This window comes from Bradyrhizobium sp. SZCCHNR1017 (assembly GCF_032381375.1).
GTDB lineage: Bacteria > Pseudomonadota > Alphaproteobacteria > Rhizobiales > Xanthobacteraceae > Bradyrhizobium.
Genome location: NZ_JAUHIR010000001.1, coordinates 473,587 through 500,486, shown reverse-complemented (window position 1 = coordinate 500,486; position 26,900 = coordinate 473,587). Strand labels below are relative to the sequence as shown.

Sequence of the window (26,900 nt, the reverse complement as noted above, 5' to 3'; positions counted from 1 at the left end):
CCACCGAAGTTTCATCCAGTAGCATTTAGAGTCCTGTTGGGTTTTACGCCGAGTGGCGTGGGTGCAGCAACGGGCGATTGGCGGAGCTGGTGGGGGTTGCGCATCCGATCGCCCGTTGCGGTGAGATTGGCCGCATAGGCCGCAAACTCCTAGGGGCAGGTCACTACAACAAAGTATATAACGTCAGATCTGAGCCCTTCGTCTGGACCAAGAAAAAGGCCCGGCAACGCCGCTTCAAAGACCGCCGTATCACCGAGCTATGATTCCGGGTACCAGGTCCGCTTGCGCACGCCAGTTGAAACGGTCTCGTGTGCACGCACATGGGTGCAGATCGTGATAACGAGCGCAAGCCGGCTGCACTGCCAGTCAGCGCCGAGCGCGGCGCTAGTGGGTGACGTCACGTTGACCGACAATAATGCCGCTACGCTGGCAAACATCACGCACGCCGCGATCAGCACCGCTCCCTTGTGGGTCCTTGGGTGGGAAATCATGGCCTTGGCTCCTGTACGATGGCCGGAAGAAGAAAGGGCAGGCTCCACAGTCCTTGTGAACTAATTCACGACCTGACCCACAGTTTTCGCTGGTGGCCCGAAGGCGTGCGCGATTGCTGGCGCTGGATCAGCGCCGCAGCCGGACTCGCGCACCGGAGCAAACAGCATCTTTGTTCGGCCACCTCGTCGGCCCGAGGCGGGCGGCGTGGACGGAATGTCAACGCCGAGCGCCTTGGCTGTCTTGAGATTGACGACCAGCTCAAACCTGGTTGTCTGCTCGACGGGCTTCGCGTCCGGCTGCTGCCTCGGCTTGATCTTGATCAAGTTCAGCAGCGTCGCCGCCACGATCATCACCAGGACGCCGCCAACACTGAGCGCGATCTGCATCGTCAGCCCCTCCGAGATGCCGAGCAGCGCCAGGCGGCTGGCGAACGTCAGCAGAACGCCGAGGCAGTAGATTGGCAGCGAATTCTGCCCACAGAGAATGGCGCCGCGCATCACCGCCGTCGTCAGCCCTCGCCAATTGCGAGGCACTAACCATACCACCAAAACCGCAAGGGCCAAGAAATGCAGCAGTCGCAATGGATCGAGATTAGATTTGTCCATCGGGTAAAGCAGCGTCAGCAGCGTCTGCGGGACCAGCGCTTCCAGCGGTTTGATGCTCCAGCTCAATGCGATGATGAGGCTGAACACCAGATAGAGAGCGGCAGCCACAAGCGCGGTGCGTGAGGTCACCCATGGCCGGGCTCTCTTGTCTTCGATCATCCACCACACGCCAAGCACGACCAGCAGCTGCCAGGCCAGCGGATTGAAGGCCCAGTGGCCGTTCGGCCATGCCGGGATGGTCCATCCGAAGACGTGCACCAGTGCGTAAAGCAACAGCGACGCGCCGAGCGTTGCGTTCGGCGCTCGCAGCAGCAGCCACAGCAGCGGCGCGAACAAAAGGTGATAAAGCACGAAGAGCGGCAAGACGTCGGTGTTGACGGGGCAGTATTGCAGGATCGCCGCGTGCGCGAGCGTCACGCCCGGCTGTTCCAACAGAATGCGCGTATTGCTCTCGTCGGCAAGATGGCCGCCGCCTGCGAGGTGAACCATGATGGCGCAGGCGAGCGTGAGCAGCAGAAATGCCACATAAATATCCCAGCTTCGCCACAGCGTCCGGCCGATCACGCCGGTCCACCCCCCGCAGCGCCATGCCTTGCCGTAGGCCAACGTGCAGCTTACGCCCGACACGAACATGAACACTTCCGCGGCATCGCTGAAGCCGTAGTTCCGCAGTGTCAGCCAGCTCCCGATGTTGTTGGGGACATGATCAAGAAAGATGCACCAGAGCGCGATGCCGCGGCAGGCATCAATGCGCAAATCGCGGCCGTAGCCTTTCAGCTCCGGCAACGCGCCTACCGATGGCTTCAGGTCGGCAGTTCGATCATGCATCTGATTGCCCCGTCCGGCGTACGAGCACGCTTCAAGAGGGACCGAATTTGACAGAAAGTCACCGCCGCGCTGCCGGATCGTGACAACGCCGCAATCTAGATTTGCTTCACGCCGACCCCGGCCACGAAAGCTATTACGATAACGATCATATGGCGGCGCTTGGTAGAACCTGCTGGCGCGTGAGGCTGTCCGTTTGACGATCATCGTTCAAACGGCAGAGCGCGTAAATCAGCCGGAGGTCCACAGAGAGAGGTTCCTAGGTCCTATGATCAAGGTACCGTACAGATCTCGGCATCAATCACCTTTGCCTACAGGCGAAGGAGACTCTGAGTCCCACGACTTTCGTGGTCCGTACTCGCGCTCCGACCGTGCGGTGACTACAATTACACCACACAACGGCATTCGGCTCCTACCTTGAGTGCCCGGCGGCGAACCGCTGGTTGGGTCAAGGATGATGGCGGAAGACGGTATCGAGAGCCCGTCTTCCGCCAGCTTCTTCCTCGCCAAAGACCCGAAGGTGGGTGTATGTTTTTTTGAGTTGGATCTCCGTGCAATGGGATGACGGAGAGCTTTTATGAAAGTTCTTATTGTCGACGACCATGCATTAATCCGCGAGGCGTTGCACGCTGTCGTGAAACAACTGAAGCGAGACTCCGTCATTTTTGAAGCTTCGAACGGCCGTGAGGCAGTGCACATAGTCGAGGAACATCCTGACATCAGCCTCATTTTGCTTGATATCAATTTGCCTGATCGAGATGGCTTCTCTGTCCTCCGCGAACTGCGTGACCGCTATGCGACCATTGCTATCGTCATTCTCTCGTCCTCGGATGATCAAGATACAGTCAGGCGCGCTTTCAAACTTGGCGCTCTGGGTTTCATCCCGAAAACTACCGAACGTGAGGTCATGCTCAACGCCATCAAGTTAGTGTTCTCTGGCGGCATTTACATTCCCTCGGAGATACTTGAGGAACCAACGTCTCCGCGGCCTGCAAATAAGCTAGCGACGCGCGACTCTCCCAAGGGTCTCGGGTTGACCGATCGGCAGATTGAAGTGCTTGCGCTCCTGATGAAGGGAAAAAGCAACAAGATCATTGCCAAGACCCTCGATATGGCCGTGCCGACAGTGAAGAACCACATCACGGTCGTTCTCAAGGCACTCAATGTAACGAGTCGCACCGAGGCAGTAATAGAAGTAGGAAAAATGGGCTGGGAATTGTCGCCGAAATCTGATTCATAACGCCGCCCCGGTGTCTCTCCTATCGTCTTGATCCCTCAAGAACTCGTGCATGACAGCGCGGAGCCGCATTGGGTCGACAGGTTTGTGCAGCAAAATGTACCCTCTGTCCTTAGCGTCACGTAATGGTTCGGGTGCGGTATCGCCGCTGGTGAGGATAGCTGGAATTGACGAGCCAAACGCCGCACTAATTTGTTCAATTGCTCGGATCCCGGTCTTTCCGCTGGCAAGATGATAATCCGAGATTATAAGATCGAGGCGTTGTTGGCGCTCAGCCAGTCGGATGAGCGCAGCTTCGTCGGATCCGGCGGTAAGGACGGAGTATCCCCATTTGCCAAGCAATCCGCCCGTCTCCTCTCGCACAATTGGAGCATCGGCAATAACAAGAATTACCTTACCTTCGACCGCTGCGGGGCGAGGTGAGTCGACGGGCTCAGTGGACCTGACGCATTTATCGGCCATCGGAATCAGGATTGAGAATCGCGAACCTCGGCCCACAGTCGAAGCTAAGTCGACTTGATGGTTGAGAAGTACGCGAAGCCTGTCGACAATAGCCAGGCCGAGCCCCAGGCCGCCGTACCGGTTCCGTTCTGGGCCGGGTAGTTGAAAAAACTCGCCAAAGATATTCTGCTTCTGATCCTCAGGAATGCCGGGACCGCTATCCCATACTTCGATACGCAACATTTCACCGCGCCGACGACATCCGACGATGATCCCGCCCCGTGACGTATAGCGCACAGCATTGGATACCAGATTGAGCAGTATGCGTTCGAGCAGCATGGCGTCGCTCCGCACCCAGGCGTCACTTCGCCGAACGCGTAGACGCAAGCCTTTTTCTCGCGTTGCCTGATCAAACGTAGTCTCAATTGTTTGCAACAGGCGCGCGATCGGGAATTCGGTAATTTTGGGTGTAAGGATTCCAGCATCGAGCCTGGAAATATCCAGGAGCGAGTTGAACATTTCATCCATTTCTTTGCGCGTTGCATCGATCCGCTCGATCGTCTTTGTCCTTTCCCCCGATTTGAGCGGCGTGCGCAGCTGTGCAACGAACAGGCCTAGTGCATGTAATGGCTGCCGCAAATCATGGCTTGCCATGGCAAGAAAGCGCGATTTTGCTGCATTGGCGAGCTCCAGCTCTTGCGTACGCTCAGCGACCTTCCGTTCGAGTTCCATCTGCGCGTGGCGCAGACTTTCCTCCGCTTTCTTGCGCACCTCGACGTCGGCGCTCAGTAGCAAGCTTGGAACGGCAATACTGATCAAAAACATCAATACCAGCAGGAATGAAACGTTGAGATCCACGGTCGTGAAGGGGCCGCCGCCCGTGAGCGTCCCCCAAATCGTGATCCCCGCAAGCACCAGCGCAACCGTTGCGGTGTCACGTGGACCGCGGCGCAGCGCCGCCCACAACATTGGCAGGATCGCGAGAAAACCCAATGGATTTCGGCTCGGCGTTTGCTCGATCAGGGGGCTGAAAGCAATGAGTCCAACAGCCGCCGCTGTTGCGAGGACGCCGACCGTCTCCAAAAATTCCTTGCGGTTGAAAGCATGGTAGGGGCTTGATGCCCAAAGCACGATAACGGGGGCAATGACCAGCGCGCCGGTCACATCTCCCAGCCACCATGTGACCCAGGCGTTTGCGAAATTCGTCCGTTCGATGTACCCGGCGGTTGCCAGGCTGGACAGTCCAATGCTGGCGCTGATCGGTGTCGCGATCACGAGGCAAATCAAGGTAAACTTCGCGACAGAATATGGCGTCGAAAACGTATTACATCCGCTCGACCATCGATTGATTAGGTAAGCGCCAACAACCGCTTCAAGAGAGTTACCGGTCGCAATCGCAATCGCGGTGGCAACCGAGCCGGCGGTCGTCGCATTGGCGATCACCGCCGCCGTGAAAATTGCGGGCCAAGTCCGATATCCCCACAACAGCACCGCCGCCAGCGCGACACCTGTCGGTGGCCAAATTGGCGTTGCACTGGGATGAATAGAGGCGAGAGCAAGGCCACCTTTTGCCAGGGCGAAATAGATCAGTCCAATTGCGACCAGACCGCCGGCATAGCTAATGCCTCGGCGGAAATTTATCTCCGGCGATAGTGATCGTGGATCGGACATCGTCGATGCCTGAACTAGGCAGTTGGATCGCCCCCCACAACTGACCTTTGATCTTCTTGAAGATCTGCGAAACTGATCTCGTTGATAAAAATCTGTGAAACATTAATCCTCTTTAGGGACTCGTGCGACCATCTCAAGGTTGCACACGCGTTCGAGCCGGACTTAGCTAGCGCTCGCATGATGCCGATACCGGCGAGCATCGCAGGCCCGCCCTGTTCTGCAACTGACCTGCCACCGAAGTTTCATCCGGTAGGATTTAGAGTCCTGTTGGGTTTGACGCCGAGTGGCGCGGGTGCAGCAACGGGCGATTGGCGGAGCTGGTCGGGGTTGCGCAGCCGTTCGCCCGTTGCGGGGAGGTTGGCGGCTGAAGAATGGCGGCGGCCTTGCCGTCGCGCGCTTCGCCTTCGATCACGTCAACCCCCGCGCCCAATATGACGGCGCGCGCATCATCAGCCGGCTGATGCGCCGGATGGATTTCGGGACCCACGAGGACAACGGCTCGGTCGTGGTCGTGTTCGCCGAGACCGATCTGCGTTCGGCCATGCGATCGTGCGGCGGCTGTCGAGCCGTGATGCGCCATACCTCGCATGGCAAGCGCAACGCGCGCATGGAGACGGCGGTGACCGTCGCCGCGCTGTAGCAGGGCGACACCGCACGCACGCTGCTGGCCCGGGTCTATGGCGAGCCGCAGCGCGCGGCGTCGTGAAGCCCACTAGTAAGCCTGCCTCAGGCAAGCACTTCAATTCCGATGAGCCGCCCATCCGCATCGAGATCCAGGATTATGTCGGCGCCAACGTATGAAAGAAGGTCAGACAATGGTACTTGCCTGGCAGAGCACCCCTTTGTTCCTGACCCGGGATGCTCAGGCAACATCAGATACGCCACGTTCGGATCGTCTGCACTGATGCGAAGTGCGATGTTACGTTGCGTCATCGACATCTCCCAAGCAGGCGCATCAACGTCCGTAAGGTGGGTACACGCGCATGCACGATCTCGCCATATGTGAGCGCAAGACGGCGCCGTGCCCGCCATCGCAAGAAATTAGCCGAGCGTACCATAAATTGTAAGGGATCGCTTCCAGCAAGTCCAAGACACGGCGTGTGCGCGTGGCTCGCATATCCTGACTTCGGTCGTCAGATCTCATCGGCTTGGCCACGATCTCAACCGAACACTGGCATCTTCAGATCGCGCATTTGCCCCACTCGTCTGATGCTATCACCCTTAGTTCGGGGGCGTCTGACGAAGCGAAGGATGGCGCGATGCAAAACCGACAATCTCGCGATGAGACCGACTGGATCAGCGTGATCGCGATCGTCTCAGTCTTCACGATCGCCAGCCTTGCGTTGCATTTCGGCTGGATGCTTCGCTAACGCTCCATTGCGCTACGCCGCCTTCTTCTTCTCCGCGAGCTCCGCCAGGTCCTTCAGAATATCCGTGGTCCCGGCCAGCCGCTCTTCCAGCGTCTCCCAGACCTGCAGGAACACGACCTTCATGTCCGGGCGGACCTTGGCGGCCTGGCCGTGACGCTTGATGAAGGCGACGAGGCGGTCCGGATAGGCAAAACTGTTGTCGCGGAAGGCGATGACGGCGCCCTTCGGGCCGGCATCGACCTTCTCGACATTGGCGCGGCGGCAGTAGTTCTTGATCGCGGCGACCTTGAACAGATAGCGCGTCTCGTCCGGCAGCTTGCCGAAGCGATCGCGCAATTCGGCGGCGAAGTTCTCGATCTCGTCGTCGGTCTCGAGATCGGCGAGCCGGCGGTACAGCGACAGCCGCACGGAGAGGTCGGAGACGTAGTCCTCGGGGATCAGCACGGGCATGCCGATCGTGATCTGCGGCGACCAGCGGTCGACGGTCGGCTCGGTGATGCCCGCCTTGAGGTTCTCGATCGCCTCTTCCAGCATCGACTGATAGAGCTCGAAGCCGACCTCCCTGATGTGGCCGGACTGTTCGTCGCCCAGCAGATTGCCGGCGCCACGGATGTCGAGGTCGTGGCTGGCGAGCTGGAAGCCGGCCCCCAGCGTCTCCAGCGACTGCAGCACGCCCAGGCGCTTTTCGGCCAGTGGGCTGATCTTGTGCGTCGACGGCAGGGTGAACAGCGCATAAGCGCGCAGCTTGGAGCGGCCGACGCGGCCGCGCAGCTGATAGAGCTGGGCAAGGCCGAACATGTCGGCACGGTGCACGATCAGCGTGTTGGCGCGGGGAATGTCGAGGCCGGATTCGACGATCGTGGTCGACAGCAGGATGTCGAACTTGCCGTCGTAGAACGCCCCGATGATGTCCTCGATCACGGTCGGCGCCATCTGGCCGTGCGCGACGGCGACCTTCATCTCCGGCACGGTCTTGTCGAGGAACTCCTTGACCTCGGCGAGATCGTCGATACGCGGCACGACGTAGAACGCCTGACCGCCGCGATAGCGCTCACGCAGTAGGGCCTCGCGGATCATCACGGGGTCGTGCGGCGCGACGAAGGTGCGAACGGCGAGACGATCGACTGGCGGCGAGGCGATGATCGACAACTCGCGCACGCCGGTGAGAGCGAGCTGCAAGGTGCGCGGGATCGGCGTTGCCGACAGGGTCAGCACATGCACCTCGGCGCGCAGCTGCTTCAGCCGCTCCTTGTGGCTGACGCCGAAATGCTGCTCCTCGTCGACGATGACGAGGCCGAGATCGCGGAACTTGATCGCCTTGCCGAGCAGCGCGTGGGTGCCGACGACGATGTCGACCGAGCCATCGGCGAGGCCCTTCTTGACCTGATTGAGCTCCTTGGTCGAGACGAGGCGCGAGGCCTGCGCGACGTTGACCGGAAAGCCCTTGAAGCGCTCAGCAAAAGTCTTTGCATGCTGGCGCGCGAGCAGCGTGGTCGGCACGACGACGGCGACCTGCTTGCCGTCGAGCGCGACGGCAAAGGCGGCGCGTAGCGCCACCTCGGTCTTGCCGAAGCCGACGTCGCCGCAGACCAGCCGGTCCATCGGCCGGCCCGCTTCGAGATCGGCGAGCGTCGCCTGGATCGCAGCGAGCTGATCCTCGGTCTCGTCATAGGGGAAGCGCGCGCAGAACTCGTCATAGAGGCCGGCCTGCACCGGCAGCTTCGGCGCCTCATGCAGCATGCGTTCGGCGGCGATCTTGATCAGCTCGCCGGCCATCTCGCGGATTCGGTTCTTGAGCTTGGCCTTGCGTGTTTGCCAGCCGGAGCCGCCGAGCTTGTCGAGCTCGACATTGGTCTGGTCGGAGCCGTAGCGCGACAACAGCTCGATGTTCTCGACCGGCAGATATAGCTTCGTTTCGCCGGCGTAGCGCAGCTCGAGACAGTCATGCGGCGCGCCGGCAACTTCGAGCGTCTGCAGGCCGACGAAGCGGCCGATGCCGTGATCGACATGAACGACGATGTCGCCGATGGCGAGGCTCGTCACCTCCGAGATGAAATTATCGAGCTTGCGGCTCGCCCGGCGGGGCCGCACCAGGCGGTCGCCGAGAATATCCTGCTCCGAAATGACCGCGATCTGATCGGTCTCGAAGCCGGTCTCGAGACCAAGCACGGCGAGCATGGTCTCGTTGCGCGGCGTCGCCTGCACCACGCGCCAGGTGTTGACGCTGGTGACATGGATCAGCTTGTGATCCTTCAGCATGCTCGCCATGCGGTCGCGCGAGCCCTCGCTCCACAGCGCGATCACGACCTTCTTGCGCACCGATTGCAGCGCCTGCACATGCGCCACCACGGCCTCGAATACGTTGACGGCGGAATCGTTGCGCTCGGGCGCGAAGTTGCGGCCCTGTCGCGCGCCGATGTCGACGACGTCGGCGCTCTCCGGCACCGCGAACGGAGTGACACGCGCCAGCGGGACGGCGGCGAGCCGCTCGGCCCATTCGGAGGACGTCAGATAGAGGCGGTCGACCGTCAGCGGCTTGTAGATCGCCCCGCCGCCGGGATGCTCCATCGCCTCGCGGCGCGCGTCGTAATAATCGATGATCTGCTTGAAGCGCTCGCGCGCGGCATCCTCGCCCTGCGGCTCGATCACGATGGGCGTGTTCGGCAGATAGTCGAACAAGGTCTCCATCTTGTCGTGGAACAGCGGCAGCCAGTGCTCCATGCCCGGATAGCGGCGGCCTTCGCTGACGGCCTCGTACAGCGCATCGTCGCGCTCGGGCGCGCCGAACTCGGCGACATAGCCCATGCGGAAGCGGCGGATGGTGTCGGTGACGAGCTGGAATTCGGAAACGGGCACGAGGTCGAGCGAGCGCATGTCGAGCAGGGTGCGCTGGGTCTCGGCGTCGAAGGTGCGGATCGATTCCAGGCTATCGCCGAAAAAGTCGAAGCGCACGGGCTGGTCGAGGCCGGCCGGGAACAGGTCGAGGATGCCGCCACGCACGGCATATTCGCCGCTTTCGCGGACGGTCGACGAGCGGTGGTAGCCATTGTGCTCGAGCCAGGCGACGACCGAATCCATCGGCACGACATGCCCCGGCGCCACCGACAGCGCCTGCCCCGCCATGGTGTCGCGCGACGGCACGCGCTGGACGATGGCATTGACCGTGGTCAGCACGATCAGCGGCTTGTCGCTGCCCGCGAGGCGCGACAGCCGCGCCAGCGTCGTGACGCGCTGGGCCAGGATGCCGCCATGTGGCGAGACGCGGTCATAGGGCTGGCAGTCCCAGGCCGGGAACTGCATCACCGGCAGATCCGGCGCGAAGAAATCGAGCGCCCGCGCCAGCTGCTGCATCCGGTTGCCGTCGCGGCAGACCACGGCCAGGCTGACCGCCGGCGGCTTCGGCCGGGCGGCGATGGCGCGCGCCAGATCGGAGACGACGAGGCCTTCGGCGCCCTCGGCGACATTGGCGAGCGTCAGCGCGCGCCCCGGCGCGAGATGCTCGGCTGGCGACTTGACCGGGCTCTTCATCAATCGGCGCCCACCGCGCGGAACGCCTTGATGCGCTCGAACAATGCCGGGGTCTGCTCCGGCGGCAGCGGCCGGGCGCCGGTGACCGCGGCATAGAAGTCCGGGTCGGGGACTTCGAGCAGTTGCTCGAGCTCGGCCAGCTCGCTTTCGCTGAGGGCGCCGATCTCGGCGTCGGCAAAGCGGCCCAGGATCAGATCCATCTCGCGGGTGCCGCGATGCCAGCAGCGGAACAGGAGCCGCTTGCGGCGGTCGTCAAGGCCTTGGCTCGATCGGGTCGTTCCGGTCATCGCGACATCCTGCTGTTCAACGCCAAAAGCCCGGACGGTGCCGGGCGCGGTTGATATAGCGGTGCACAGCGCCCCTGTCAGCCCCTCTCGGGCTGCAGAACCGGCATGCCCGGCACCTCGAACCTGAGAAAAAGACGTGGATGTCTCGGCATTCGCGGCTATTCCGGCTCCCAAACGGCTTTAAGTGTTCGCTCCATGCGCCCCAGCATCCTCAATCCTCTGTTTGCGCCGGTCACGACCCTGTCGGGGGTCGGGCCGAAGCAGGACAAGCTGCTGCGCTACCTGCTCGGCTGCACCGAGACGCCGCGGCTGGTCGACCTGCTGCTGCATCTGCCGGCCAGCGTGATCGACCGCCGCAACCGGCCGAAGGTCCGCGACGTCGAGGCCGGAACCGTGGTGACGCTCGAAGTCACGGTCGACCGCCACCGTCCCTCGCGCAACGCGCGCGCGCCATACCTCGTTTACGCCAGCGACGAGACCGGCGACGTCGTGCTGACGTTCTTCCGGCCCAAGGGCGACTACATCGAGAAGATGCTTCCGGTCGGCGCCAAGCGCTACGTCTCCGGCACCGTACAGATGTATGACGGCGTGCCGCAGATCGTGCATCCCGACCGCATCCTGGACGAGGCCGGCTTCGCAAAGCTCTCGGGAATCGACCCGGTCTATCCGCTGACCGAGGGCCTCGCACTCGGCTCGCTGCGGCGGGCGATCGCTGCGGCGCTGACCAAGCTGCCTGAGCTGCCGGAATGGATCAGTCCGGAGGTGCTCCGACGCTGCAACTTCCCCTCGCTGAAGGAGGCGCTGACGCGGGTGCACGTCCCGCAGGAGCTGACCGACATCCTGCCGGAAAACCCGTTCTGGTCGCGGCTGGCCTTCGATGAGCTGCTCGCCGGCCAATTGGCACTGGCACTGGTGCGGGCGCAACTGCGCCGGCCCGCGGGCAACCGTCATGCCGGCGACGGCCATCTGCGCCGCAAGATCATCGACGCCCTGCCCTATGCGCTGACGAACTCGCAAGCCGAGGCGATGGCCGCGATTGCCGCCGATCTCGAAAAGCCGGTGCGGATGCTGCGGCTGCTGCAGGGCGACGTCGGCTCCGGCAAGACGGTGGTGGCGTTGCTGGCGGCGGCCGCCGTCGCCGAGGCCGGCAAGCAGGCCGCCCTGATGGCGCCGACCGAGATTCTGGCGCGCCAGCATGCCAAGACCATCGCGCCTCTCGCCGCGCGCGCCGGCATGAACGTGGTCATCCTGACCGGACGCGAGAAGGGCAAGGAACGCCGCGACATCCTCGCCCGGCTCGAAGCCGGTGAGATCGACATCCTCATCGGCACCCACGCGCTGATCCAGGACGACGTGGTCTTCAAGTCGCTGGCGCTCGCCATCGTCGACGAGCAGCATCGCTTCGGAGTGCGCGAGCGGCTGGCGCTGACCTCGAAGGGCGAGGCCGTCGACGTGCTGGTGCTGTCGGCGACGCCGATCCCGCGCACCCTGGTGCTGACCTATTTCGGCGACATGGACATTTCCGAGCTGCGCGAGAAGCCAGCCGGCCGGCAGCCGATCGACACCCGCGCGGTGGCCGACACCAGACTCGGCGAGGTCGTCGACGCCGTCGGCCGCGCGCTCGATGCCGGCAAGCTGGTCTACTGGATCTGCCCGCTGGTCGAGGAATCCGAGGCCGAGGGCATCGATCATCTCACCAACGCGACCGACCGCTACGAGAGCCTGCGCGAGCGCTTCGGCGACAAGGTCGGCCTCGTCCACGGCAAGATGAAGGGCAGCGAGAAGGACGAGGTCATGGGGCGGTTCGCGGCCCATGAGCTGCGCCTGCTGGTTGCGACCACCGTGGTCGAGGTCGGCGTCGACGTGCCGGCCGCCAGCATCATGGTGATCGAGAACGCCGAGCGCTTCGGCCTGGCGCAGTTGCACCAGCTGCGCGGCCGGATCGGCCGCGGCTCGGAAGCCTCGACCTGCATCCTGCTCTATCACGAACCGCTCGGGCCGATGTCGAAGGCCCGCCTCGCCGTGATCCGAGAGACCACAGACGGGTTTCGCATCGCCGAGGAGGATCTCAAGCTGCGTGGCGAAGGCGACGTGCTCGGCATCCGCCAGAGCGGCCTGCCCGGCTACCGCATCGCGCGGCCCGAGGTGCATGCCCAACTGATCACCCAGGCCCGCGACGAGGCGCTGCGGATACTCAAGGAAGACCCGAAGCTGAAGGGCCCGCGCAGCGATGCGCTGCGCTGCCTGCTGTATCTCTACGAGCGCGACGAGGCGATCCCGCTGCTGACGGCGGGTTGATCAGCAGAAGGTGCATCAACAAACTCACCTGTCGTCCCGGCCTTGAGCCTGGACCCATAACCCCAGGGAGCAGTTTGAGGCAGGGTGGCGATTGGCTTTTTCGCACCTCACAACCGCCGCGGAGTATGGGTCCGGGTCTGCGCCACGATGGGCTATCGCGCGTCGTGGCTCGCACGGGACGACGAGCTGAAATCGTCTACTTCGTTTTGCAACTCTCGGCGAACGCCACCAGCTGCGCCGCGTCGGTGCCCTCGCCCTGCACGTCCGCCGCAATGTGCTCGAACAACCGCGCAAAGCCCTCGTAGATCAGAGCAGCCGGATGATCCTCGCCGAGGAACCCCGCGATCTCGCGCATTTCGGCGACCCAGCGATAGGCCTTCGGCAGCATGTCCGGCAGTGCGTTGGCGAGACGGGCCTGGACGTGCGGCAGGCTCAGCGCCAGCTCGTCGCGCAGCGCGTCGGCGGCGCCGGCGCGGGTGGAGGCCAGCACCATCGCGGCGCCGAGCCCTGTCAGTCCCTTGTTGATGCCGGCATAGGCCATCTTCAGCGCCGAAGCCGCGCCGATCGGCCCTTCGATCCGGCGCAGATCGAGCCCGAGTTCGCCCAACGCGGCGACATCGGCTGCCGCCTCGCCGCTCACATAGAAGGCCGGTCCCTTCGTGCCGGGCTTCGGCGGCAGACCGATGATGGCGGCGTCGACCAGGCGCGCACCCGACGACAGCACGATGTCCTCGATTGTCCGGATGGTCTCGACGTTGACGGCATTGCAGTCGACGATGATGGGCTTCTTCGAATTCCGGTTGATGACCGTCGCGAGTTGCTCCGCCAGCGCCACGGCCTCGCCTGGCGGCACGATCGACAGGATGATGTCCGCATTGGCGATCTCGGCATCGCTGGCGCCGATCATGCCGGATGCGGCCGCTCTCGTCCGCGTCGCCGCGCTGCGCTCCTCGAGCGACGTCAGGACCTTGCAGCCGTGCTCCACGAGACGGGCGGCGATGGTGCTGCCCATGGCGCCGGGCGCGATGACGGCAATGCTGGGAGGCATGATGACGCTCCGATTCCAACGATTGTCTCGAAGACTATGCGCACCCCATGACAAAATTGAAGGCACGAAAACGAAGGGCAGCCCTTCCGGGCTGCCCTCGCCTTGGCCGCAACGTCAACGCTCCCCTCAGAGCCCCCGAGAACGCTGACCGCCGCGGCAGACCTCAGAACGCAATCTTCAAGCCTCCGCTGCCGAAGAAATCGTCGCCACCCGTGCGTCCGATCGTGCGCGACACGTTCACCGTCAGCGCCACATTGCTCCAGAACGGCGCCACGACGCCGGCGCTCACCCGGCCGTAGACGTTGTGCGAGGTGCCGTTCGGAACCGTCCAGTTATTGACGATGACGGGCGCCGAGGTCGCGTTGTACTGAATCAGGCGGCCGTTGCCGATGATGTCGTCATCGAGCGTCAGGTTCAGGTACGGATTGATGACGTTGCCCTGCACCTGGAACGGGGTGCGCAGCTGCACGCCGACGCTGCCGATCAGGGTCTCGGCGGTCTGCGAGCCGACCGCGAGCGTGAGCGCAGGATCGCCGGTCTCAGTGAAGCCGTCGACGCGGGCGCGGGCATAGGTCAGCCCGCCGATCGGGCCGAGCTTCGCCCCGCCTGCATCGAACAGGTAACCGGCTTTGCCGGCCGCGACGAAGGTGGTGCCGCCGGGATTGGAGGTGATGGTGTCGACCACGCCCGGCCGCGTGTTGCGATAGTCCTGATGGCCGATCGTCGCCAGGCCCTCGGCAAACAGGCTGCTGCTGGCCCAGGCCCCGTAGAGGCCGAACTGATAGGAGTTGGCATCCGTGGTGCCGGCGCTGTTGAACAGCCTCGCCTTTGGATTGGAATAGTCGAAGGCGGTACCGATCATGGTGTTCGCCGACAGCCGGTACTCGACGCCGATGGTGCCGCCGATGCTGTCGAGATTGAAGCCGTTCGAGGCGGCGCTGCCCTGGCGGTCGCTGACGCCACCATTGCCCTGCATGTAGAACGACCATGGACTGACCGGCGCGAGCGGCGGCGCCTTGGTGTAGGGCGGGCGGCCCATTGCCCCATAGGCGTTCATCGTCGACGGAGCAAAGCCCGCGGTCTCGCGGAACATGTCGAGCTTGCCGAACAGGGTCGAGGCGAAGCCCATCGCGGTGATCGACCCCACCTCGCCTTGCGGCGCGAAGGTCAGCGGCGCGTTGAGGCGGTTGACGATGTACTGCCCCAGCACCTCGAAGCCGTGTGACGTCAGGTGCACGCCATCGACGTAGAACAGATACTGGTTCTGCAGCGCAGGATTGCCGATGCAGGCGATCGGACAGGCGCCGACATTGGTGAAGCCATAGCGCGACGGATTGGCCTGGATCAGCGTGCCGATCAGTCCGGTGTCGACGTACTCGACACGCACGCCCGAACGCGCGACGCCAGCGAGCGACTGCTGCATCAGGCTGTTATAGGTCGTGCTGTAGGCCTTGCCGGCCGGAGCATTGGCGTTGCCAACGGCCTCCGGCAAGGTGCTGACATCGCCGGCCGTGAACACGATACTGCGCGCGCCGTCGCCGACCAGCGCGTTGATGCCGGCCATGGCCTGCTGGGCCGTGACGGCCGCGGCCGTCGGCGCGTCAGCGAGCGAGCCGCCGGCGCGGTAATAGGCCCGCGCATCGTTGCCGCCGACCGAGATCTCGACCAGGTCGGTCGACGAGATCCTGCCGGAGAAGCCCGTCAGTCCGCTCCATTCCTGGAAGAAGCCGGGAATGCCCGGCGCCACCACGTTGGTATCGCCCGCCATGGCGCCGCCGATCGCGTAGTTGAGCTGGGGAATGCCGAGCAGCGCCGAGGTCGTGTCGACGAAATTCGTGCCGCCGCTGAAGCGACCGGTGGGATAGAGCGGCAGCTTGCCGGCGCCGCCGGTGAAGGTCCAGAGATTGCCCGTGTCGGCGTAGCTGTCGCCAAAAGCCTGAATGCGCGTATAGGTGGTCTGGGCCGCCGCCGGCGCGGTCAGTTGCAGGGACGCCGCGGACAGCGCGACCGCACACAACGATGTCGTCCTACTCACAGGCATCCTACGCGCCTCCCCAACGCCCTACTTTTGTTTGCCCGATGTTTCCATGGTGACCATTCGAAACACCACCGCCCATTGGTTGTAGGAACGATGACATCCGTGGCTGTGCTTTCCCCGCATCATCATGCAGTGCAAAGCGCCGCGATGCGCACGTTCGCCCGCTGGGCGGACCGGACCGCCACCGACCATGCTCACGAAGGCTGCTGACAGAATCTGGCAGAGGGCTCGGCTAGTCGTGTGGCTGAAGCGCCGCAGCCGGCGCCGCCACCGGAGAGACGACGATGCCCGACTTCAATTTCCTGATCCTCTATGTCGACAACCCGCCGAGGAGCGCGGCCTTCTATGCGGATCTGCTCGGCCGGCCCGTGATCGAACAATCGCCGACGTTCGCCATGCTGCCGCTGCGCGAGGGCGTCATGCTGGGCTTGTGGTCGCGGCACACGGTCGAGCCGCCAGCGACGGGCGCCGCAGGCTTCGGCGAGGTCGCGTTCGCGGTCGGCGATGCCGGCGAGGTCCAGCGGCTGCACGACGACTGGAAGGCGCGCGGACTTTCGATCGCGCAGGCGCCGACACGGATGGATTTCGGAACCACGTTCGTCGCGCTCGATCCGGACGGGCATCGCCTGCGCGTGTTCGTTCCGCAGGATGCGGCCTAGCTCTTCCGCAGTGGCTGGCCTTTCGCGCCAGTCGGCCTTTCAGCCTAGTCCGCCTTGGCCGGCTCGGGCTCACGGTGCGGCGATGGCTGCGCGGGTGCGTTGGCGAGGCGCGCGGCGTTGGCCATGTTGGCCAGCGCCGCGACTTTTTTCTGCTGGTCCGATCCCGGCTGCACCACGCCGCAGGACATGATCAGCGTCGCCGCGTCCTCGGCGCTCATGTCGACCTCGATGATCTTGCTCCGCGGCAGATAGAAGAAAAAGCCGGTGGTGGGGTTCGGTGCGCACGGCAAGAACACCGAGATCTGCTCGTCGTCACCGGGCAGCCGGCTCGAAATCTCCGCGCTCGGCGGCTGCGAGATCAGGACGATCGACCACATGCCGGGCGAGGGAAACTCGACCAGCCCGACACGGCGCAGGCTCGAGCCCTTGCCCGAGAACAGCGTTTCGAACACCTGCTTGAGGCCGCGATAGATCGCGCGCACCGCCGGGATGCGGCCGAGCAGCCGCTCGCCGAGGTCGACCAGGGTGCGGCCGATCAGGTTGGCCGTCAGGAAGCCGAGCAGCGTCAGTCCGATCACGGCCACGATCAGGCCGGAGCCGGGCACGCCGAACGGCAGATAGGTCTCCGGACGATAGACCAGCGGCACGAACGGCCGGACCAGCCCGTCCACCCAGGTCACGAACCACCAGGTGATGTAGAGCGTGATGGCGACGGGACCGGCGACGACGAGGCCGGTCAGGAAATAGTTGCGAAACCGGAACATCAGCCCATGATGGGGCGTCTCGGCCGGAGCATCGGCCAAGGGATCGGTCTCAGGCGGCAGGTCGTCGCGGGAACTCATGCGAACTTCCGGGTCGGATCAAATCTCACCTAGGGGTCTTAGCAGATTTTTGAAGGGCGAAGGCCCTCTTTCCGACACATGCGCGCTTTGCCGCTGACCTGTGGCCCGGCAGCCGGGCACCAAGTCAACGCGCAAGGCGTCGATTTCAATCCCTACTGCGGCGAGGAGCCACTCAAAAGGGCAAACGCGCTGCCCTAGGCGCTACGCAGCGGCAGGGCCAGGCCGACCGCCACGAAGATGCCGCCGCCGACCTGGTTGAAGCGGCGCCCGACCCGGGCGAGCCATGGACGAACCTGGGCCGCCGCGCTGGCGATGGCGACCTCGGTCAGGAACTCGGTCGCCGTATAGGTGACGGCTACGATGCCGAACTGTACCGCAAGGCTGCGCTCGGGGTCGATGAACTGCGGCAACAGGGCGCTGAAGAACAGCAGGCATTTGGGATTGGTGGCCGCGGTCAGGAAACCCTGGCGAAACAGCACCTGCCCGCTCGCAACGGCGGGCTCACTGCCGGCATCGACCGCCACCGGCGGCGATCGCCACAGCTTGATGCCGAGCCAGGCGAGATACAGCCCGCCCACCCACTTCAGGACGACCAGCCAGGTGATGGAGGATTGCACCAGCGCGCCGATGCCGAACATGCAGAGCGCGATGATGAGGACGAAGCCGATCAGGCCGCCGGCGATCGTGAACAGCGTCCTGCGCCCGCCATGCAGCGCCCCATGGGTGAGAGCCAGCAGGCCGCTCGGGCCGGGCGTGAGCGAGATACCGATGCTCATGAGCAGGAACAGCAGCCAAGTGTCGAAAGCCATCGTGATCCCCGTGATGGAGCGGACCGCCGAGCTCCGTCGGGGACATCGCCTGAAACTGATGTCGGATTGCGGATCAGATGGCAAGCACGGCCGAGTTTGCACGCTCGTGCCCCCCGTGAGGTGTGGGCGCGAAAAAAACGGTGTCGTCCCGGACAAGCCCGGCAACGCGATAGCGTTGGCGGGCGCAGATCCGGGACCCATAATCCCGAGAGGTCGTTTGAGACAGGCTGGAGCCGCCGGCGCTGCGAACCATTAAGCACTGTGGCTATGGATCCCGGCGTTCGCCGGGATGACAGCGAATGTGAAGATGCCGCGTCGCAACTTACGCCGAACTGGTTCTCAAGGCGATGCGAGAGCATCAGCCAAGAGAAACCCGCTGCTACTCCACCGTGACCGACTTGGCGAGATTGCGCGGCTGGTCGACGTCCGTCCCCATCACCACGGCGGTGTGATAGGCCAGGAGCTGGACCGGGATGGCGTAGACGATCGGCGTGAACGTCGCGGCCATGTCCGGCATGATGATCGTGACCAGCGAGTCCACGGTCGCCTCCTCGGCGCCCTTGGCATCGGTCATCAGGATGATCTTGCCGCCGCGCGCGGCGACCTCCTGCATGTTCGACACCGTCTTCTCGAACACGCGATCATAGGGCGCAATGACGACGACCGGCATGGTCTCGTCGATCAGCGCGATCGGGCCATGCTTGAGCTCACCGGCGGCATAGCCCTCGGCATGGATGTAGGAGATCTCCTTCAGCTTCAGCGCGCCTTCCAGCGCCAGCGGATAGGAGGTGCCGCGGCCGAGATACAGCACGTCCTTCGACTTGGCGATCTCGCGCGCGAGCTTCTCGATCTGCGGCTCGACCGTCAGCGCCGCCGCAATCAGCCGCGGCACCTCGACGAGGCCGTGCACCAGCTTGGCCTCGTCGGCCTCAGAGAGCTCGCCGCGGCCGCGGCCGGCGGCAATCGCCAGCGCCGCCAGCACCATCAACTGGCAGGTGAAGGCCTTGGTCGAGGCGACGCCGATCTCGGGGCCGGCAAGCGTCGGCATCACGATCTCGCTCTCGCGCGCGATCGTCGAGGTCGGGACGTTGACGACGGAGAGCGTATGGACGCCCTGCGACTTCGCGTAGCGCAGCGCCGCCAGGGTGTCGGCGGTCTCGCCGGATTGCGAGATGAAGATGGCGAGATCGCCCTGGCGCAGCGGCGCCTCGCGGTAGCGGAACTCCGAGGCGACGTCGAGCTCGACCGGCACCCGCGCGAAGCGCTCGAACCAGTATTTGGCGACGAAGCCGGCGTAGCTTGCGGTGCCGCAGGCGGTGATCGAGATGCGCTGGATATCTTTGAAGTCGAACGGCAGCCGCGCCGGCAGCATCACGCGCTCGGTGCCCATGTCGACGTAGCGTGCCAAGGTGTGGCCGACGACCTCCGGCTGCTCGTGGATTTCCTTGGCCATGAAATGGCGATAGTTGGCCTTGTCGACCAGGAACGACGACGCGCCGGATTTCAGCACCTCGCGCTTCACCACCGCGCCCGTTGCATCGTGGATGATGCCGGCGTCGCGGGTGATCTCGACCCAGTCGCCGTCATCGAGATAGCTGATCGTATCGGTGAACGGCGCCAGCGCGATCGCGTCCGAGCCCAGGAACATCTCGCCGTCGCCATAGCCCATCGCCAGCGGCGAGCCCTTGCGGGCGCCGATCAGGAGATTGCCGTGGCCCTTGAACAGGAACGCCAGCGCGAACGCGCCCTTCAACTGCGGCAGCGACGCAGCCACGGCCTGTTGCGGGGTGTGGCCCTTCAGCAGATAGGAATTGACCAGATGGACGACGGTCTCGGTGTCGGTCTCGGATGCGAATTTGGCGCCCTGCTTTTCGAGCTCGGCCCGTAGTTCGCGAAAATTCTCGATGATGCCGTTATGCACCACGGCAACGTTGTCAGTCGCATGCGGATGCGCGTTGCTCTCGGTCGGTTTGCCGTGGGTGGCCCAGCGGGTGTGACCGATGCCGGCGTGTCCCTTCAGCGGCTGCTGCTCGAGCCGCTTCTCGAGGTTCTTCAGCTTGCCCTCGGCGCGCCGCCGGTCCAGATGATCGCCCTCGAGCGTGGCGACGCCCGCGGAATCGTAGCCGCGATATTCGAGACGTTTCAGGGAATCGACGAGATGCTCGGCAACCGGCCCGCGTCCCAGGATCCCGATGATTCCGCACATCAGCGCCAGTCCCCAAATCGTCGAGAGAGATTCAAAAGCGTGGCATTGTCTTAACGAAAACGGCGCGCTTTCAGGATTCAATAATTATTGCGGATTGCGACAGGGTTAAGTGAGAGCCCTAACCGAGGGCCTGCAGGCAACTCCGGTTCGATGCGGAGGTCCAGTTCGGAGCGCACTTAACGCCAGGTCAACGCTTTTGCGCAGAGACTGTCGCGTCGGAGAGGACGCCATGACCTATAGCCGCCGCCCAACTGATCCCAAGGGCACCAGCCCGCTGAGCCTGTCGCATCCGACGTCCGGGAGCCATCTGGCGCACTGGCCGCCGCCGACCTTGAGCAACGAGCTCAAGCCGATGCCTATCAAGCACCGTACGAACGAGCCGGTCAAGCACGCCACCCGCCGCGGCTGGCGCCTGACGCGTGCGATGTTCGCCGAGTTCCAAGACGACGAAAGCTGATGTCTCAGCTCACTTCTTGTGGCGTTGCTTGGCATTCCGAAAGCGCGCCGCGGCGCCTTCGCGCGTCGTCTGAGGACTGCGCTCCAGCGCCAGCGCATCGTCGGGCACGTCGCGCGTGATCACCGAGCCTGAGCCGATATAGGCGCGGGCGCCGATGTTGATCGGCGCCACCAGCGAGGTGTTGGTGCCGATGAAGGCGCCCTCGCCGATGTTCGTCTTGTGCTTGTTGAAGCCGTCATAGTTGCAGGTGATGGTGCCGGCACCGATGTTGGAATTGGCGCCGACATGGGCGTCGCCGATATAGGACAGGTGATTGACCTTCACGCCCGCCTCCAGCACTGCGGCCTTGGCCTCGACGAAATTGCCGATCTTGGCGCCTTCGCCGAGCGACGTACCGGGCCGCAGCCGCGCGAACGGCCCGAGCAGGCTGTTGCGGCCGAGCTTGGATTGCACGATGTGCGAGAACGAATGCACCACCGCGCCGTCGCCGATCGACACGCCGGGGCCGATCACGACGAACGGCTCGATGGTCACGTCCTTGCCGAACGTCGTATCCGCGGCGAGATAGACGGTCTCCGGCGCGATCAGCGTCACGCCCGCATCCATGGCCGCGCGGCGCAACCGGGTCTGCATCACGGCCTCGGCCTCGGCGAGCTGCGCCTTGGTGTTGATGCCGCGCACTTCGTCTTCAGACGTCTCGATCACGACCGCGTCGAGCCCCTGCTCGCGCGCGATCGCAACCGCGTCAACGAGATAATACTCGCCCTTGCTGTTGGCGTTGCCGATCCGGTCGAGGATCGCGAGCGCGCAACGGCCGTCCATCGCCATCACCCCGGCATTGCACAGCGTGATCGCCCGCTCCGCTTCGCTCGCATCGGCCTGTTCGCGGATCGCGACCAGCTTCGATCCGTCGAGCAGCAGGCGACCGTAGCCGGTCGGATCGGCGGCGCGAAAGCCGAGCACGGCGAGCGCTGCGCCCTGCGCCAGCGCCGCCCGCAGCCGCGCGAACGTCTCGGCCGTGATCAGCGGCGTGTCGCCGAATGCGACCAGCAGATCGTCTGCGCCGCGCGCGATCGCCTGCCGCGCCGCCAGCACCGCATGCGCCGTCCCCAGCCGGTCGTGCTGGACGAAGATATCCGCATCCGGGCGCAGGCGCCTGGCTTCCTTCTCGACCGCGTCGTGCCCCGGCCCCACCACCACCGCGATGCTGGCGCCATCCCCGTGCGGCGCCGCCGCCAGGACGTGCGCGAGCAGTGATTCGCCGGCGATGGGATGCAACACCTTGGGCACGCTCGTGCGCATCCGGGTGCCCTCGCCTGCCGCAAGCACGATGGTCAGACTGGATCGAGCGGTCATGAAACACCTGGGATGAAGGGAGCGCATAGGTCGCGCTGTCATAATGCGTTTTCTGCGCGGGGCAAACCGCACCGGCTAAAGCCCCTGGTGGTTTTCCTGTTAATGTTCGCTTCGTGATTCGATTAAGGCAGGTTCATGGCTAAGGACTCCCGCAAATCCGCCGGCGCAAATGCAGCTGAGAAGACGGGCACCACTTTGTCTGGACTGTTTGCCGACGAGAACGAGTTCGATCGCCGCGCGCTGTGGCGGCTCGGCTGGTGGGGGGCTGGCGCCGTCGGCGCCGTCGGCCTGGCCGTTTTCACCAATCAGGCTGCACAGGGATGGCGGCAGGACCGTGTTTCCGCGGCCGATCTGTCGCGCCAGGCGCAACTGCTGCAGTCGCTGGCCCGTGAGACCCAGGGCGAGGCGCGCCAGCTCGGCGCGGCCATCGAGACGCTCAACACCGATCGCGACCGGCTGTACGCGCGCGTGACGGTGCTCGAGCAGGGATTGGACTCGGTGACCGGCGCGCTGGCCAAGCAGAGCGCCCAGGCGACCGCGAATCCCGCCCCCGGCAGCAAGGCGCCCCCCGCGCCACAGATCGCTGCCGTCGAGTCCCAGGCCCCGGTGGCGGCCCCGTCGGGTTCCCCGCCACCCGGCCCCTTGCCCGCATATGCGAACGCGTCGCCGTTCATGCCGGTTCCCAACGGGGCGGCCGGAACCAGTCCGGCTCAGCCGAGTACCCCGCCGGCTGCCGCGAGCGCCGACAAGACGAAACAGGAGCAGGCCAAGCCGATGTCGGCCGGGCTATCGGGGGCTTCGTCACCGCCCGTCTCTTCCGCCCCTTCGCCGACACCGTCAGCCTCGTCCGCATCGCCGGCTGCGACCGGTTCCAAGCCGACTGGTGGTGCCTCGGACCCGGCCGGCAAGCCGGCCGAGACCGACAAGCTCGCAAGAGCCGAACCCGCAGAGGCCGCCGGCGCCAAGGGCAGTGACAGCACCGACGCCGCGGTCACGGCGGTCCAGAAGACCGAATTCGCCGTCGATCTCGGCGGAGCCAACTCGCTCGGCGGCCTGCGGGCGCTGTGGCGGGATCTCGTGAAGACCCATGCCGACCTCGCCCTGCTCAGGCCGATCATCATCCTGAAGGAAGGCCGGGGCGGTCCAGGTATGCAACTGCGGCTCGGCGCCGGCCCATTGGGCGACGCGGCGACGGCGGCGAAGATCTGCGCGGTCCTCGCCGAGAGCCAGCGCGCTTGCGAGACCACCGTCTATGACGGCCAACGCCTCGCGGTCCGCGAGGAGCCGGAGGCGGCCAAGCCGGCCGCGCCCGCGGCTGCCGCCCAGAAGCCGGTGCAGCGCCGGCGCACGTATCAGCCACAGGCCCAGCAGCAGCGTCACGGCAAGCGCGAGGAGCCGCCGGCCGCGGCCGCGCCGGCACCGCCGCCGGCAGAGGCGCCCAAGCCCGAACAGCCGTCGGCGCTGTCGTCGTTCTTCCGCCGCTCCTGAGGCTCGAATCGACGTGCGGCCAAAGCCGGTTGGGACGGATTGTGAAAGCAGTCCGCGAACCGGCTTTGCGGCTTGTCCGCACGTCCTTTCCGCAGCATAGTCCCGCGCATGAAAAAGACCCCGTTCCGCCTCTCGCCCTATCAGGTGCAATGGCTCCTGATCATAGGCTTCGTCACCGTCGGCTATGCCCTCTATCTGCGCTATCTGGCGATCGAGCTGTCGAGCGTCGCGCTCGCCTGCGACGCCGGCCTGCAGACGCTGGCCTGCAAGAGCCGGGCGGTTGCGACCACGCTGTTCAAGAATTCGGTGTTCGGCGCCACGGCGCTGGTGATCGCAGTGCTGCACGTGATGCGGCCGTCGATCGTGCTGCTGACCGGCGGGCTGATCGCCGCCGGCCTCGGCATCGTGCTCTACAACATCGTGCTGTCGGGGCTGGCGATCGGCCTGCTCATCCTCGGCTTTGCGCGGCCCGCGCCCGCCACAGCGTGAACGCCAGCAGCAGATACATCGCGCAGGTCCACATCGCCTGCCAGTTGTCGCGGCCCTCGTTGTAGATCACGTAGACCGAGGAGATCGCGAGCAGGCCGGCGAAGCTGGCCTCGGCGATCGGCCGGGGACCCTGCGCCGGACGATTGCCGAGCAGCATCGCGAACGGCACCACCGCCATGGTCAGGCTGGCGAACGGGAAATCGCGGTAGCGCGGGTCGAACACGAAGCCGAGCGCCGTCTCGGCCGCAATCAGCACCGTCACGACGAGGACCAGGCCCAGCAGGTAGGTGATCTTCAACTGCTTGCGGCCGTCATTCGGTCCGAGCAGGTCGAGGAAGGTCGGCAACGGCCGCCCGGCCATCGTCGCATTGGCGCTGAGGATCGGCGCCAGGACGCCGGCCGCGAGCAGCGCCCCCCAATGCAGCCAGCCGCCGGCACCGAGACTCTCATAGAACATCTTGTCCGCGGCCATGCCGAACAGCACGCCCGCCGTCGTCGCGGAGATCCCGACCCCGACCCAGGCCGAGAGGTGCGGCGGCCAGGGCCGGCGCCGCACCGTCAGCCAGCCGGCCAGGAACACCACGAAAGACAGGATCATGCCGCCGCCCATCTGCAGCTTCCAGAGCGGATAATTGCTGACCGGCTCGCCCGGCGGATATTTCAGCGCCCGCGTATCGTCGCTGATCAGGCCCCAATAGCCGCCGACCGTGCCTTCGAGCTTGCGCTTCCACGGCTGGTCATAGGCCTCGATCAGGTTGACGCGGAAGTTCTCGCGCTTGGCGAGGCTGAGGATCTCCGACACCACGCGGGCCTGGTTGGCCCGCGACGGCAGCGCGCCCTCGCGCATGCGCCCCTCGCTCGGCCAGCCGGTCTCGCCGATCAGGATCTCCTTCCCCGGAAAGGCGACGCCGACCTGCTGGCGGATGGCGTCGACATGGGAGGCGGCGAATTTCGCGCGCACCGGGATGTCCTCCCAGTACGGCAGGATATGAACCGTGACGAAGTCGACGATGTCGTAGAGCTCGCGGTTGCGCAGCCAGAACTCCCAGACGTCGGCATAGGTGACGGGAATCGTGACCTGCGCCTTGACGCCGCGGATGGTCGCGGCCAGATCGGCTGATGTCATCTCGCCGCGCAGCAGCACCTCGTTGCCGACCACGACGGCCGTGATTACCTTCGGATAGCGCTTGATCAGGTCGACCGCGATGCCGATCTGCTGCTGGTTCTTCAGCTTGTTGGAGCCGAGCCAGATGCCCTGGATCACCTTGATGCCGACGCGGGCGGCGATTCCCGGCACCTGGTCGAGACCGTTCTCGATCGAATAGGTGCGCACGCATTCGGAGATCTTGGCGAGCTGCACCAGGTCCAGCTCGATCTGCTCGGCGTCGATACGGGTGGTCGGATCCAGCGGGCTCTGCTGGCCGCGGAACGGCGCATAGGACACGCACTGCAGCTTCGAAGCTGGCTCGATCGGCGCGCGCGCGAGCATGATCGGCTGGGCCAGCCACCACCACGCGGCGGCGATGACACCCAAGGATATGAGCAGAAGCGCCAGCGGCGTAGGAAGGGATTTCAGTTCCGTGTCTCCAGGCAGGGTGGTGTCGATTACCCGGTCGGCGGCGATCTGCCAAGTAGGCGATCGGGCCCTCCGGCGCTCCCGGCGTACCCGCTCCACATCGCCCTTTTACGATGACGCGAGAAAGTTGGTACGTTGCTGGACAAAATCCGAGATTCCGGTCATTGGGAATCCCGGTTGGCCCCGGCCGTCGCAACGTCGCAACCCAGATTGGGCCCCTGCGCAAGCGCCCGTTAGGAACGCTCTGCGACAGTCGGAATCAATCTCCCGCCGCAATCGGGGCTGATTTGATCGGCATCAACACTGCGTCCGTCAGGGGACGGCACGAAGGCAACAATCGGGGAATTTATGGGTCGACGCGTGCTCCACTCCAAGTTTTCGGTTTCGCGCCTGTCGGCGGCTCTGGGCCTCGTGCTCCTCATCGGCGCGCCCGGCGCGCTCGCCCAGAGCGGCAGCGACCATCCCCAGGACCAAAAGCCGCAGGCGGCCAATCCGGCCGACGTGTCGAAGGAGAACCAGCGCAAGGCCGACGAATTCACCGAAGCGTCCCAGGCGCTCAGTGGCGGCCCGGCCGGCAATCCCGAATGCGTCTGGCTCGGCCGCCGCGTCGTCCAGTTGATGTACAACGACGACCTCGATACCGCCTTCCGCCACCTCGATCTCTACGACCGGTTCGGCTGCCCCGGCGGCCACGTTCAGGCCGCTTTCCGCTGCCTGACGCGTTTCATCCCGCAGATCGATCCGAAGGTGCCGAACTCGCTGAACAACCACGTCCACGGCTGCTGGATCAATCCGGACGCCAAGCCGCAGGTGGCTGCGGCGCCTGCGCCAGGCCCGGCCTCGACCCCGGCCGCGCAGGCTTCGCCAGCACCGACGCAGCAGCCCGCTCCCCAGGCATCGCCCTCGCCCGCGCAGCCTCCGGCGAAGTGACCGGCGCCTGAAGGCAGGCGGGACGCACGATCCCGACGACCAGGCGCCATGCGCGGCTGCGGCATGACAGCGCTCCGATCACGTGGCAGGATACGGCCGAGATACGATCGAGGTCCTCGACGCGTGCCTGAGCCTCGCCCCGGTTCAGGCACCGTTCAGCAGGATTGGGCTCTGTTGGGATGACATATGATGTCGCGGCCTTCGGCTGTGACGGCGTGAGAATGATCGCCTTCGCCGCTCGTCGTCGG

General features: G+C 64.8%; 22 protein-coding genes and 1 pseudogene. 9 read left to right on the top strand and 14 right to left on the bottom strand.

Features of this window, described 5'->3' with window-relative positions; genetic code table 11:
• Positions 1-11 precede the first annotated feature (11 nt).
• The 3 genes and pseudogenes from QW863_RS02450 to opgC form a co-directional block, all read right to left on the bottom strand.
• Positions 12-143: pseudogene (locus QW863_RS02450) on the bottom strand (IS3 family transposase); the annotation flags it as partial.
• Between the two features lie 114 nt (positions 144-257).
• On the bottom strand, positions 258-491 hold the full coding sequence (locus tag QW863_RS02445; RefSeq protein WP_315712004.1) for a hypothetical protein: 234 nt from the start codon (positions 489-491) through the stop codon (positions 258-260).
• 60 nt (positions 492-551) lie between these two features.
• Positions 552-1,925, bottom strand: a complete 1,374-nt coding sequence (gene opgC, locus QW863_RS02440; protein ID WP_315712005.1) for an OpgC domain-containing protein — start codon at positions 1,923-1,925, stop codon at positions 552-554.
• A 574-nt stretch (positions 1,926-2,499) separates the two neighbouring features.
• On the opposite strand from opgC, the gene QW863_RS02435 reads away from it, so the two are divergent.
• Positions 2,500-3,162: a response regulator transcription factor gene (locus tag QW863_RS02435; RefSeq protein WP_315712007.1), complete on the top strand. Its 663-nt coding sequence runs from the start codon at positions 2,500-2,502 to the stop codon at positions 3,160-3,162.
• Here the strand turns inward: QW863_RS02435 and QW863_RS02430 are convergent.
• Positions 3,157-5,271: an MASE1 domain-containing protein gene (locus tag QW863_RS02430; RefSeq protein ID WP_315712008.1), complete on the bottom strand. Its 2,115-nt coding sequence runs from the start codon at positions 5,269-5,271 to the stop codon at positions 3,157-3,159. The genes QW863_RS02435 and QW863_RS02430 overlap by 6 nt on opposite strands.
• Positions 5,272-5,617: 346 nt before the next feature.
• On the opposite strand from QW863_RS02430, the gene QW863_RS02420 reads away from it, so the two are divergent.
• Positions 5,618-5,911 (top strand): hypothetical protein, encoded by a 294-nt coding sequence (locus QW863_RS02420; protein ID WP_315712009.1) that lies wholly within the window; start codon positions 5,618-5,620, stop codon positions 5,909-5,911.
• An 86-nt stretch (positions 5,912-5,997) separates the two neighbouring features.
• Here the strand turns inward: QW863_RS02420 and QW863_RS02415 are convergent, their stop codons facing one another.
• A complete protein-coding gene (locus QW863_RS02415; protein ID WP_315712010.1) occupies positions 5,998-6,204 on the bottom strand; it encodes a DUF2283 domain-containing protein in 207 nt (68 codons plus the stop codon).
• 215 nt (positions 6,205-6,419) lie between these two features.
• Here QW863_RS02415 and QW863_RS02410 point away from each other — a divergent pair, with 215 nt between their 5' ends.
• Positions 6,420-6,641, top strand: a complete 222-nt coding sequence (locus QW863_RS02410) for a hypothetical protein (RefSeq protein WP_315712011.1) — start codon at positions 6,420-6,422, stop codon at positions 6,639-6,641.
• A 12-nt stretch (positions 6,642-6,653) separates the two neighbouring features.
• Here the strand turns inward: QW863_RS02410 and mfd are convergent, their stop codons facing one another.
• Together mfd and QW863_RS02400 are read right to left on the bottom strand one after the other, a co-directional pair.
• A complete protein-coding gene (gene mfd / locus QW863_RS02405) occupies positions 6,654-10,169 on the bottom strand; it encodes a transcription-repair coupling factor (RefSeq protein ID WP_315712012.1) in 3,516 nt (1,171 codons plus the stop codon).
• Positions 10,169-10,456 carry a succinate dehydrogenase assembly factor 2 gene (locus QW863_RS02400; RefSeq protein WP_315712013.1) on the bottom strand — a complete coding sequence of 96 codons (288 nt, stop codon included), beginning with the start codon at positions 10,454-10,456 and terminating at the stop codon, positions 10,169-10,171. Before QW863_RS02400 ends, mfd begins: the two co-directional genes overlap by 1 nt.
• 195 nt (positions 10,457-10,651) lie before the next feature.
• On the opposite strand from QW863_RS02400, the gene recG reads away from it, so the two are divergent.
• Positions 10,652-12,754, top strand: coding sequence for an ATP-dependent DNA helicase RecG (gene recG, locus QW863_RS02395; RefSeq protein WP_315712014.1), 2,103 nt, complete (start codon positions 10,652-10,654; stop codon positions 12,752-12,754).
• A 196-nt stretch (positions 12,755-12,950) separates the two neighbouring features.
• Here recG and QW863_RS02390 read toward each other — a convergent pair whose 3' ends face one another.
• Both QW863_RS02390 and QW863_RS02385 read right to left on the bottom strand, forming a co-directional pair.
• On the bottom strand, positions 12,951-13,802 hold the full coding sequence (locus tag QW863_RS02390; protein ID WP_315712015.1) for an NAD(P)-dependent oxidoreductase: 852 nt from the start codon (positions 13,800-13,802) through the stop codon (positions 12,951-12,953).
• 163 nt (positions 13,803-13,965) lie between these two features.
• Complete coding sequence (locus QW863_RS02385; RefSeq protein WP_315712016.1) at positions 13,966-15,843, bottom strand: autotransporter domain-containing protein; 1,878 nt, start codon at positions 15,841-15,843, stop codon at positions 13,966-13,968.
• Positions 15,844-16,124: 281 nt separating this feature from the next.
• Between QW863_RS02385 and QW863_RS02380 the strand changes: the two genes are divergently transcribed.
• Positions 16,125-16,499 carry a VOC family protein gene (locus QW863_RS02380; protein WP_315712017.1) on the top strand — a complete coding sequence of 125 codons (375 nt, stop codon included), beginning with the start codon at positions 16,125-16,127 and terminating at the stop codon, positions 16,497-16,499.
• 44 nt (positions 16,500-16,543) lie between these two features.
• Here QW863_RS02380 and QW863_RS02375 read toward each other — a convergent pair whose 3' ends face one another.
• The 3 genes from QW863_RS02375 to glmS all read right to left on the bottom strand — a co-directional run bounded on the left by QW863_RS02375 (position 16,544) and on the right by glmS (position 20,356).
• Positions 16,544-17,341: a DUF502 domain-containing protein gene (locus QW863_RS02375; RefSeq protein ID WP_315712018.1), complete on the bottom strand. Its 798-nt coding sequence runs from the start codon at positions 17,339-17,341 to the stop codon at positions 16,544-16,546.
• A gap of 194 nt (positions 17,342-17,535) precedes the next feature.
• Positions 17,536-18,150 carry a LysE family translocator gene (locus tag QW863_RS02370; protein ID WP_315712019.1) on the bottom strand — a complete coding sequence of 205 codons (615 nt, stop codon included), beginning with the start codon at positions 18,148-18,150 and terminating at the stop codon, positions 17,536-17,538.
• A gap of 379 nt (positions 18,151-18,529) precedes the next feature.
• Positions 18,530-20,356, bottom strand: a complete 1,827-nt coding sequence (glmS, locus tag QW863_RS02365) for a glutamine--fructose-6-phosphate transaminase (isomerizing) (RefSeq protein WP_315712021.1) — start codon at positions 20,354-20,356, stop codon at positions 18,530-18,532.
• A 229-nt stretch (positions 20,357-20,585) separates the two neighbouring features.
• On the opposite strand from glmS, the gene QW863_RS02360 reads away from it, so the two are divergent.
• Entirely contained in the window at positions 20,586-20,813 is a 228-nt protein-coding gene (locus QW863_RS02360) for a hypothetical protein (protein WP_315712023.1), read from the top strand.
• 9 nt (positions 20,814-20,822) lie between these two features.
• On the opposite strand, the gene glmU is transcribed toward QW863_RS02360, so the two are convergent.
• On the bottom strand, positions 20,823-22,169 hold the full coding sequence (gene glmU / locus QW863_RS02355; protein WP_315712025.1) for a bifunctional UDP-N-acetylglucosamine diphosphorylase/glucosamine-1-phosphate N-acetyltransferase GlmU: 1,347 nt from the start codon (positions 22,167-22,169) through the stop codon (positions 20,823-20,825).
• 135 nt (positions 22,170-22,304) lie between these two features.
• Here glmU and QW863_RS02350 point away from each other — a divergent pair, with 135 nt between their 5' ends.
• Positions 22,305-23,657, top strand: a complete 1,353-nt coding sequence (locus tag QW863_RS02350) for a hypothetical protein (RefSeq protein WP_315712026.1) — start codon at positions 22,305-22,307, stop codon at positions 23,655-23,657.
• A 108-nt stretch (positions 23,658-23,765) separates the two neighbouring features.
• The gene (locus tag QW863_RS02345; RefSeq protein WP_284416120.1) at positions 23,766-24,146 is read left to right on the top strand and encodes a hypothetical protein; all 381 of its coding nucleotides are present in this window, start codon (positions 23,766-23,768) and stop codon (positions 24,144-24,146) included.
• On the opposite strand, the gene QW863_RS02340 is transcribed toward QW863_RS02345, so the two are convergent.
• The gene (locus tag QW863_RS02340; protein WP_315712624.1) at positions 24,106-25,635 is read right to left on the bottom strand and encodes a beta-(1-6) glucans synthase; all 1,530 of its coding nucleotides are present in this window, start codon (positions 25,633-25,635) and stop codon (positions 24,106-24,108) included. The two genes, QW863_RS02345 and QW863_RS02340, sit on opposite strands and share 41 nt — an antisense overlap.
• Before the next feature lie 435 nt (positions 25,636-26,070).
• Between QW863_RS02340 and QW863_RS02335 the strand changes: the two genes are divergently transcribed.
• Positions 26,071-26,652 (top strand): beta-1-3, beta-1-6-glucan biosynthesis protein, encoded by a 582-nt coding sequence (locus QW863_RS02335; protein WP_315712028.1) that lies wholly within the window; start codon positions 26,071-26,073, stop codon positions 26,650-26,652.
• Positions 26,653-26,900 lie beyond the last annotated feature (248 nt).

Excerpts from the sequence above, each read along its gene's own strand:
- QW863_RS02445 (WP_315712004.1), bottom strand. The coding sequence starts at position 491 with ATGATTTCCCACCCAAGGACCCACAAGGGAGCGGTGCTGATCGCGGCG.
- opgC (WP_315712005.1), bottom strand. The coding sequence starts at position 1,925 with ATGCATGATCGAACTGCCGACCTGAAGCCATCGGTAGGCGCGTTGCCG.
- QW863_RS02435 (WP_315712007.1), top strand. The coding sequence starts at position 2,500 with ATGAAAGTTCTTATTGTCGACGACCATGCATTAATCCGCGAGGCGTTG.
- QW863_RS02430 (WP_315712008.1), bottom strand. The coding sequence starts at position 5,271 with ATGTCCGATCCACGATCACTATCGCCGGAGATAAATTTCCGCCGAGGC.
- QW863_RS02415 (WP_315712010.1), bottom strand. The coding sequence starts at position 6,204 with ATGACGCAACGTAACATCGCACTTCGCATCAGTGCAGACGATCCGAAC.
- mfd (WP_315712012.1), bottom strand. The coding sequence starts at position 10,169 with ATGAAGAGCCCGGTCAAGTCGCCAGCCGAGCATCTCGCGCCGGGGCGC.
- QW863_RS02400 (WP_315712013.1), bottom strand. The coding sequence starts at position 10,456 with ATGACCGGAACGACCCGATCGAGCCAAGGCCTTGACGACCGCCGCAAG.
- recG (WP_315712014.1), top strand. The coding sequence starts at position 10,652 with ATGCGCCCCAGCATCCTCAATCCTCTGTTTGCGCCGGTCACGACCCTG.
- QW863_RS02390 (WP_315712015.1), bottom strand. The coding sequence starts at position 13,802 with ATGCCTCCCAGCATTGCCGTCATCGCGCCCGGCGCCATGGGCAGCACC.
- QW863_RS02385 (WP_315712016.1), bottom strand. The coding sequence starts at position 15,843 with ATGCCTGTGAGTAGGACGACATCGTTGTGTGCGGTCGCGCTGTCCGCG.
- QW863_RS02380 (WP_315712017.1), top strand. The coding sequence starts at position 16,125 with ATGCCCGACTTCAATTTCCTGATCCTCTATGTCGACAACCCGCCGAGG.
- QW863_RS02375 (WP_315712018.1), bottom strand. The coding sequence starts at position 17,341 with ATGAGTTCCCGCGACGACCTGCCGCCTGAGACCGATCCCTTGGCCGAT.
- QW863_RS02370 (WP_315712019.1), bottom strand. The coding sequence starts at position 18,150 with ATGGCTTTCGACACTTGGCTGCTGTTCCTGCTCATGAGCATCGGTATC.
- glmS (WP_315712021.1), bottom strand. The coding sequence starts at position 20,356 with ATGTGCGGAATCATCGGGATCCTGGGACGCGGGCCGGTTGCCGAGCAT.
- QW863_RS02360 (WP_315712023.1), top strand. The coding sequence starts at position 20,586 with ATGACCTATAGCCGCCGCCCAACTGATCCCAAGGGCACCAGCCCGCTG.
- glmU (WP_315712025.1), bottom strand. The coding sequence starts at position 22,169 with ATGACCGCTCGATCCAGTCTGACCATCGTGCTTGCGGCAGGCGAGGGC.
- QW863_RS02350 (WP_315712026.1), top strand. The coding sequence starts at position 22,305 with ATGGCTAAGGACTCCCGCAAATCCGCCGGCGCAAATGCAGCTGAGAAG.
- QW863_RS02345 (WP_284416120.1), top strand. The coding sequence starts at position 23,766 with ATGAAAAAGACCCCGTTCCGCCTCTCGCCCTATCAGGTGCAATGGCTC.
- QW863_RS02340 (WP_315712624.1), bottom strand. The coding sequence starts at position 25,635 with ATGCTCGCGCGCGCGCCGATCGAGCCAGCTTCGAAGCTGCAGTGCGTG.
- QW863_RS02335 (WP_315712028.1), top strand. The coding sequence starts at position 26,071 with ATGGGTCGACGCGTGCTCCACTCCAAGTTTTCGGTTTCGCGCCTGTCG.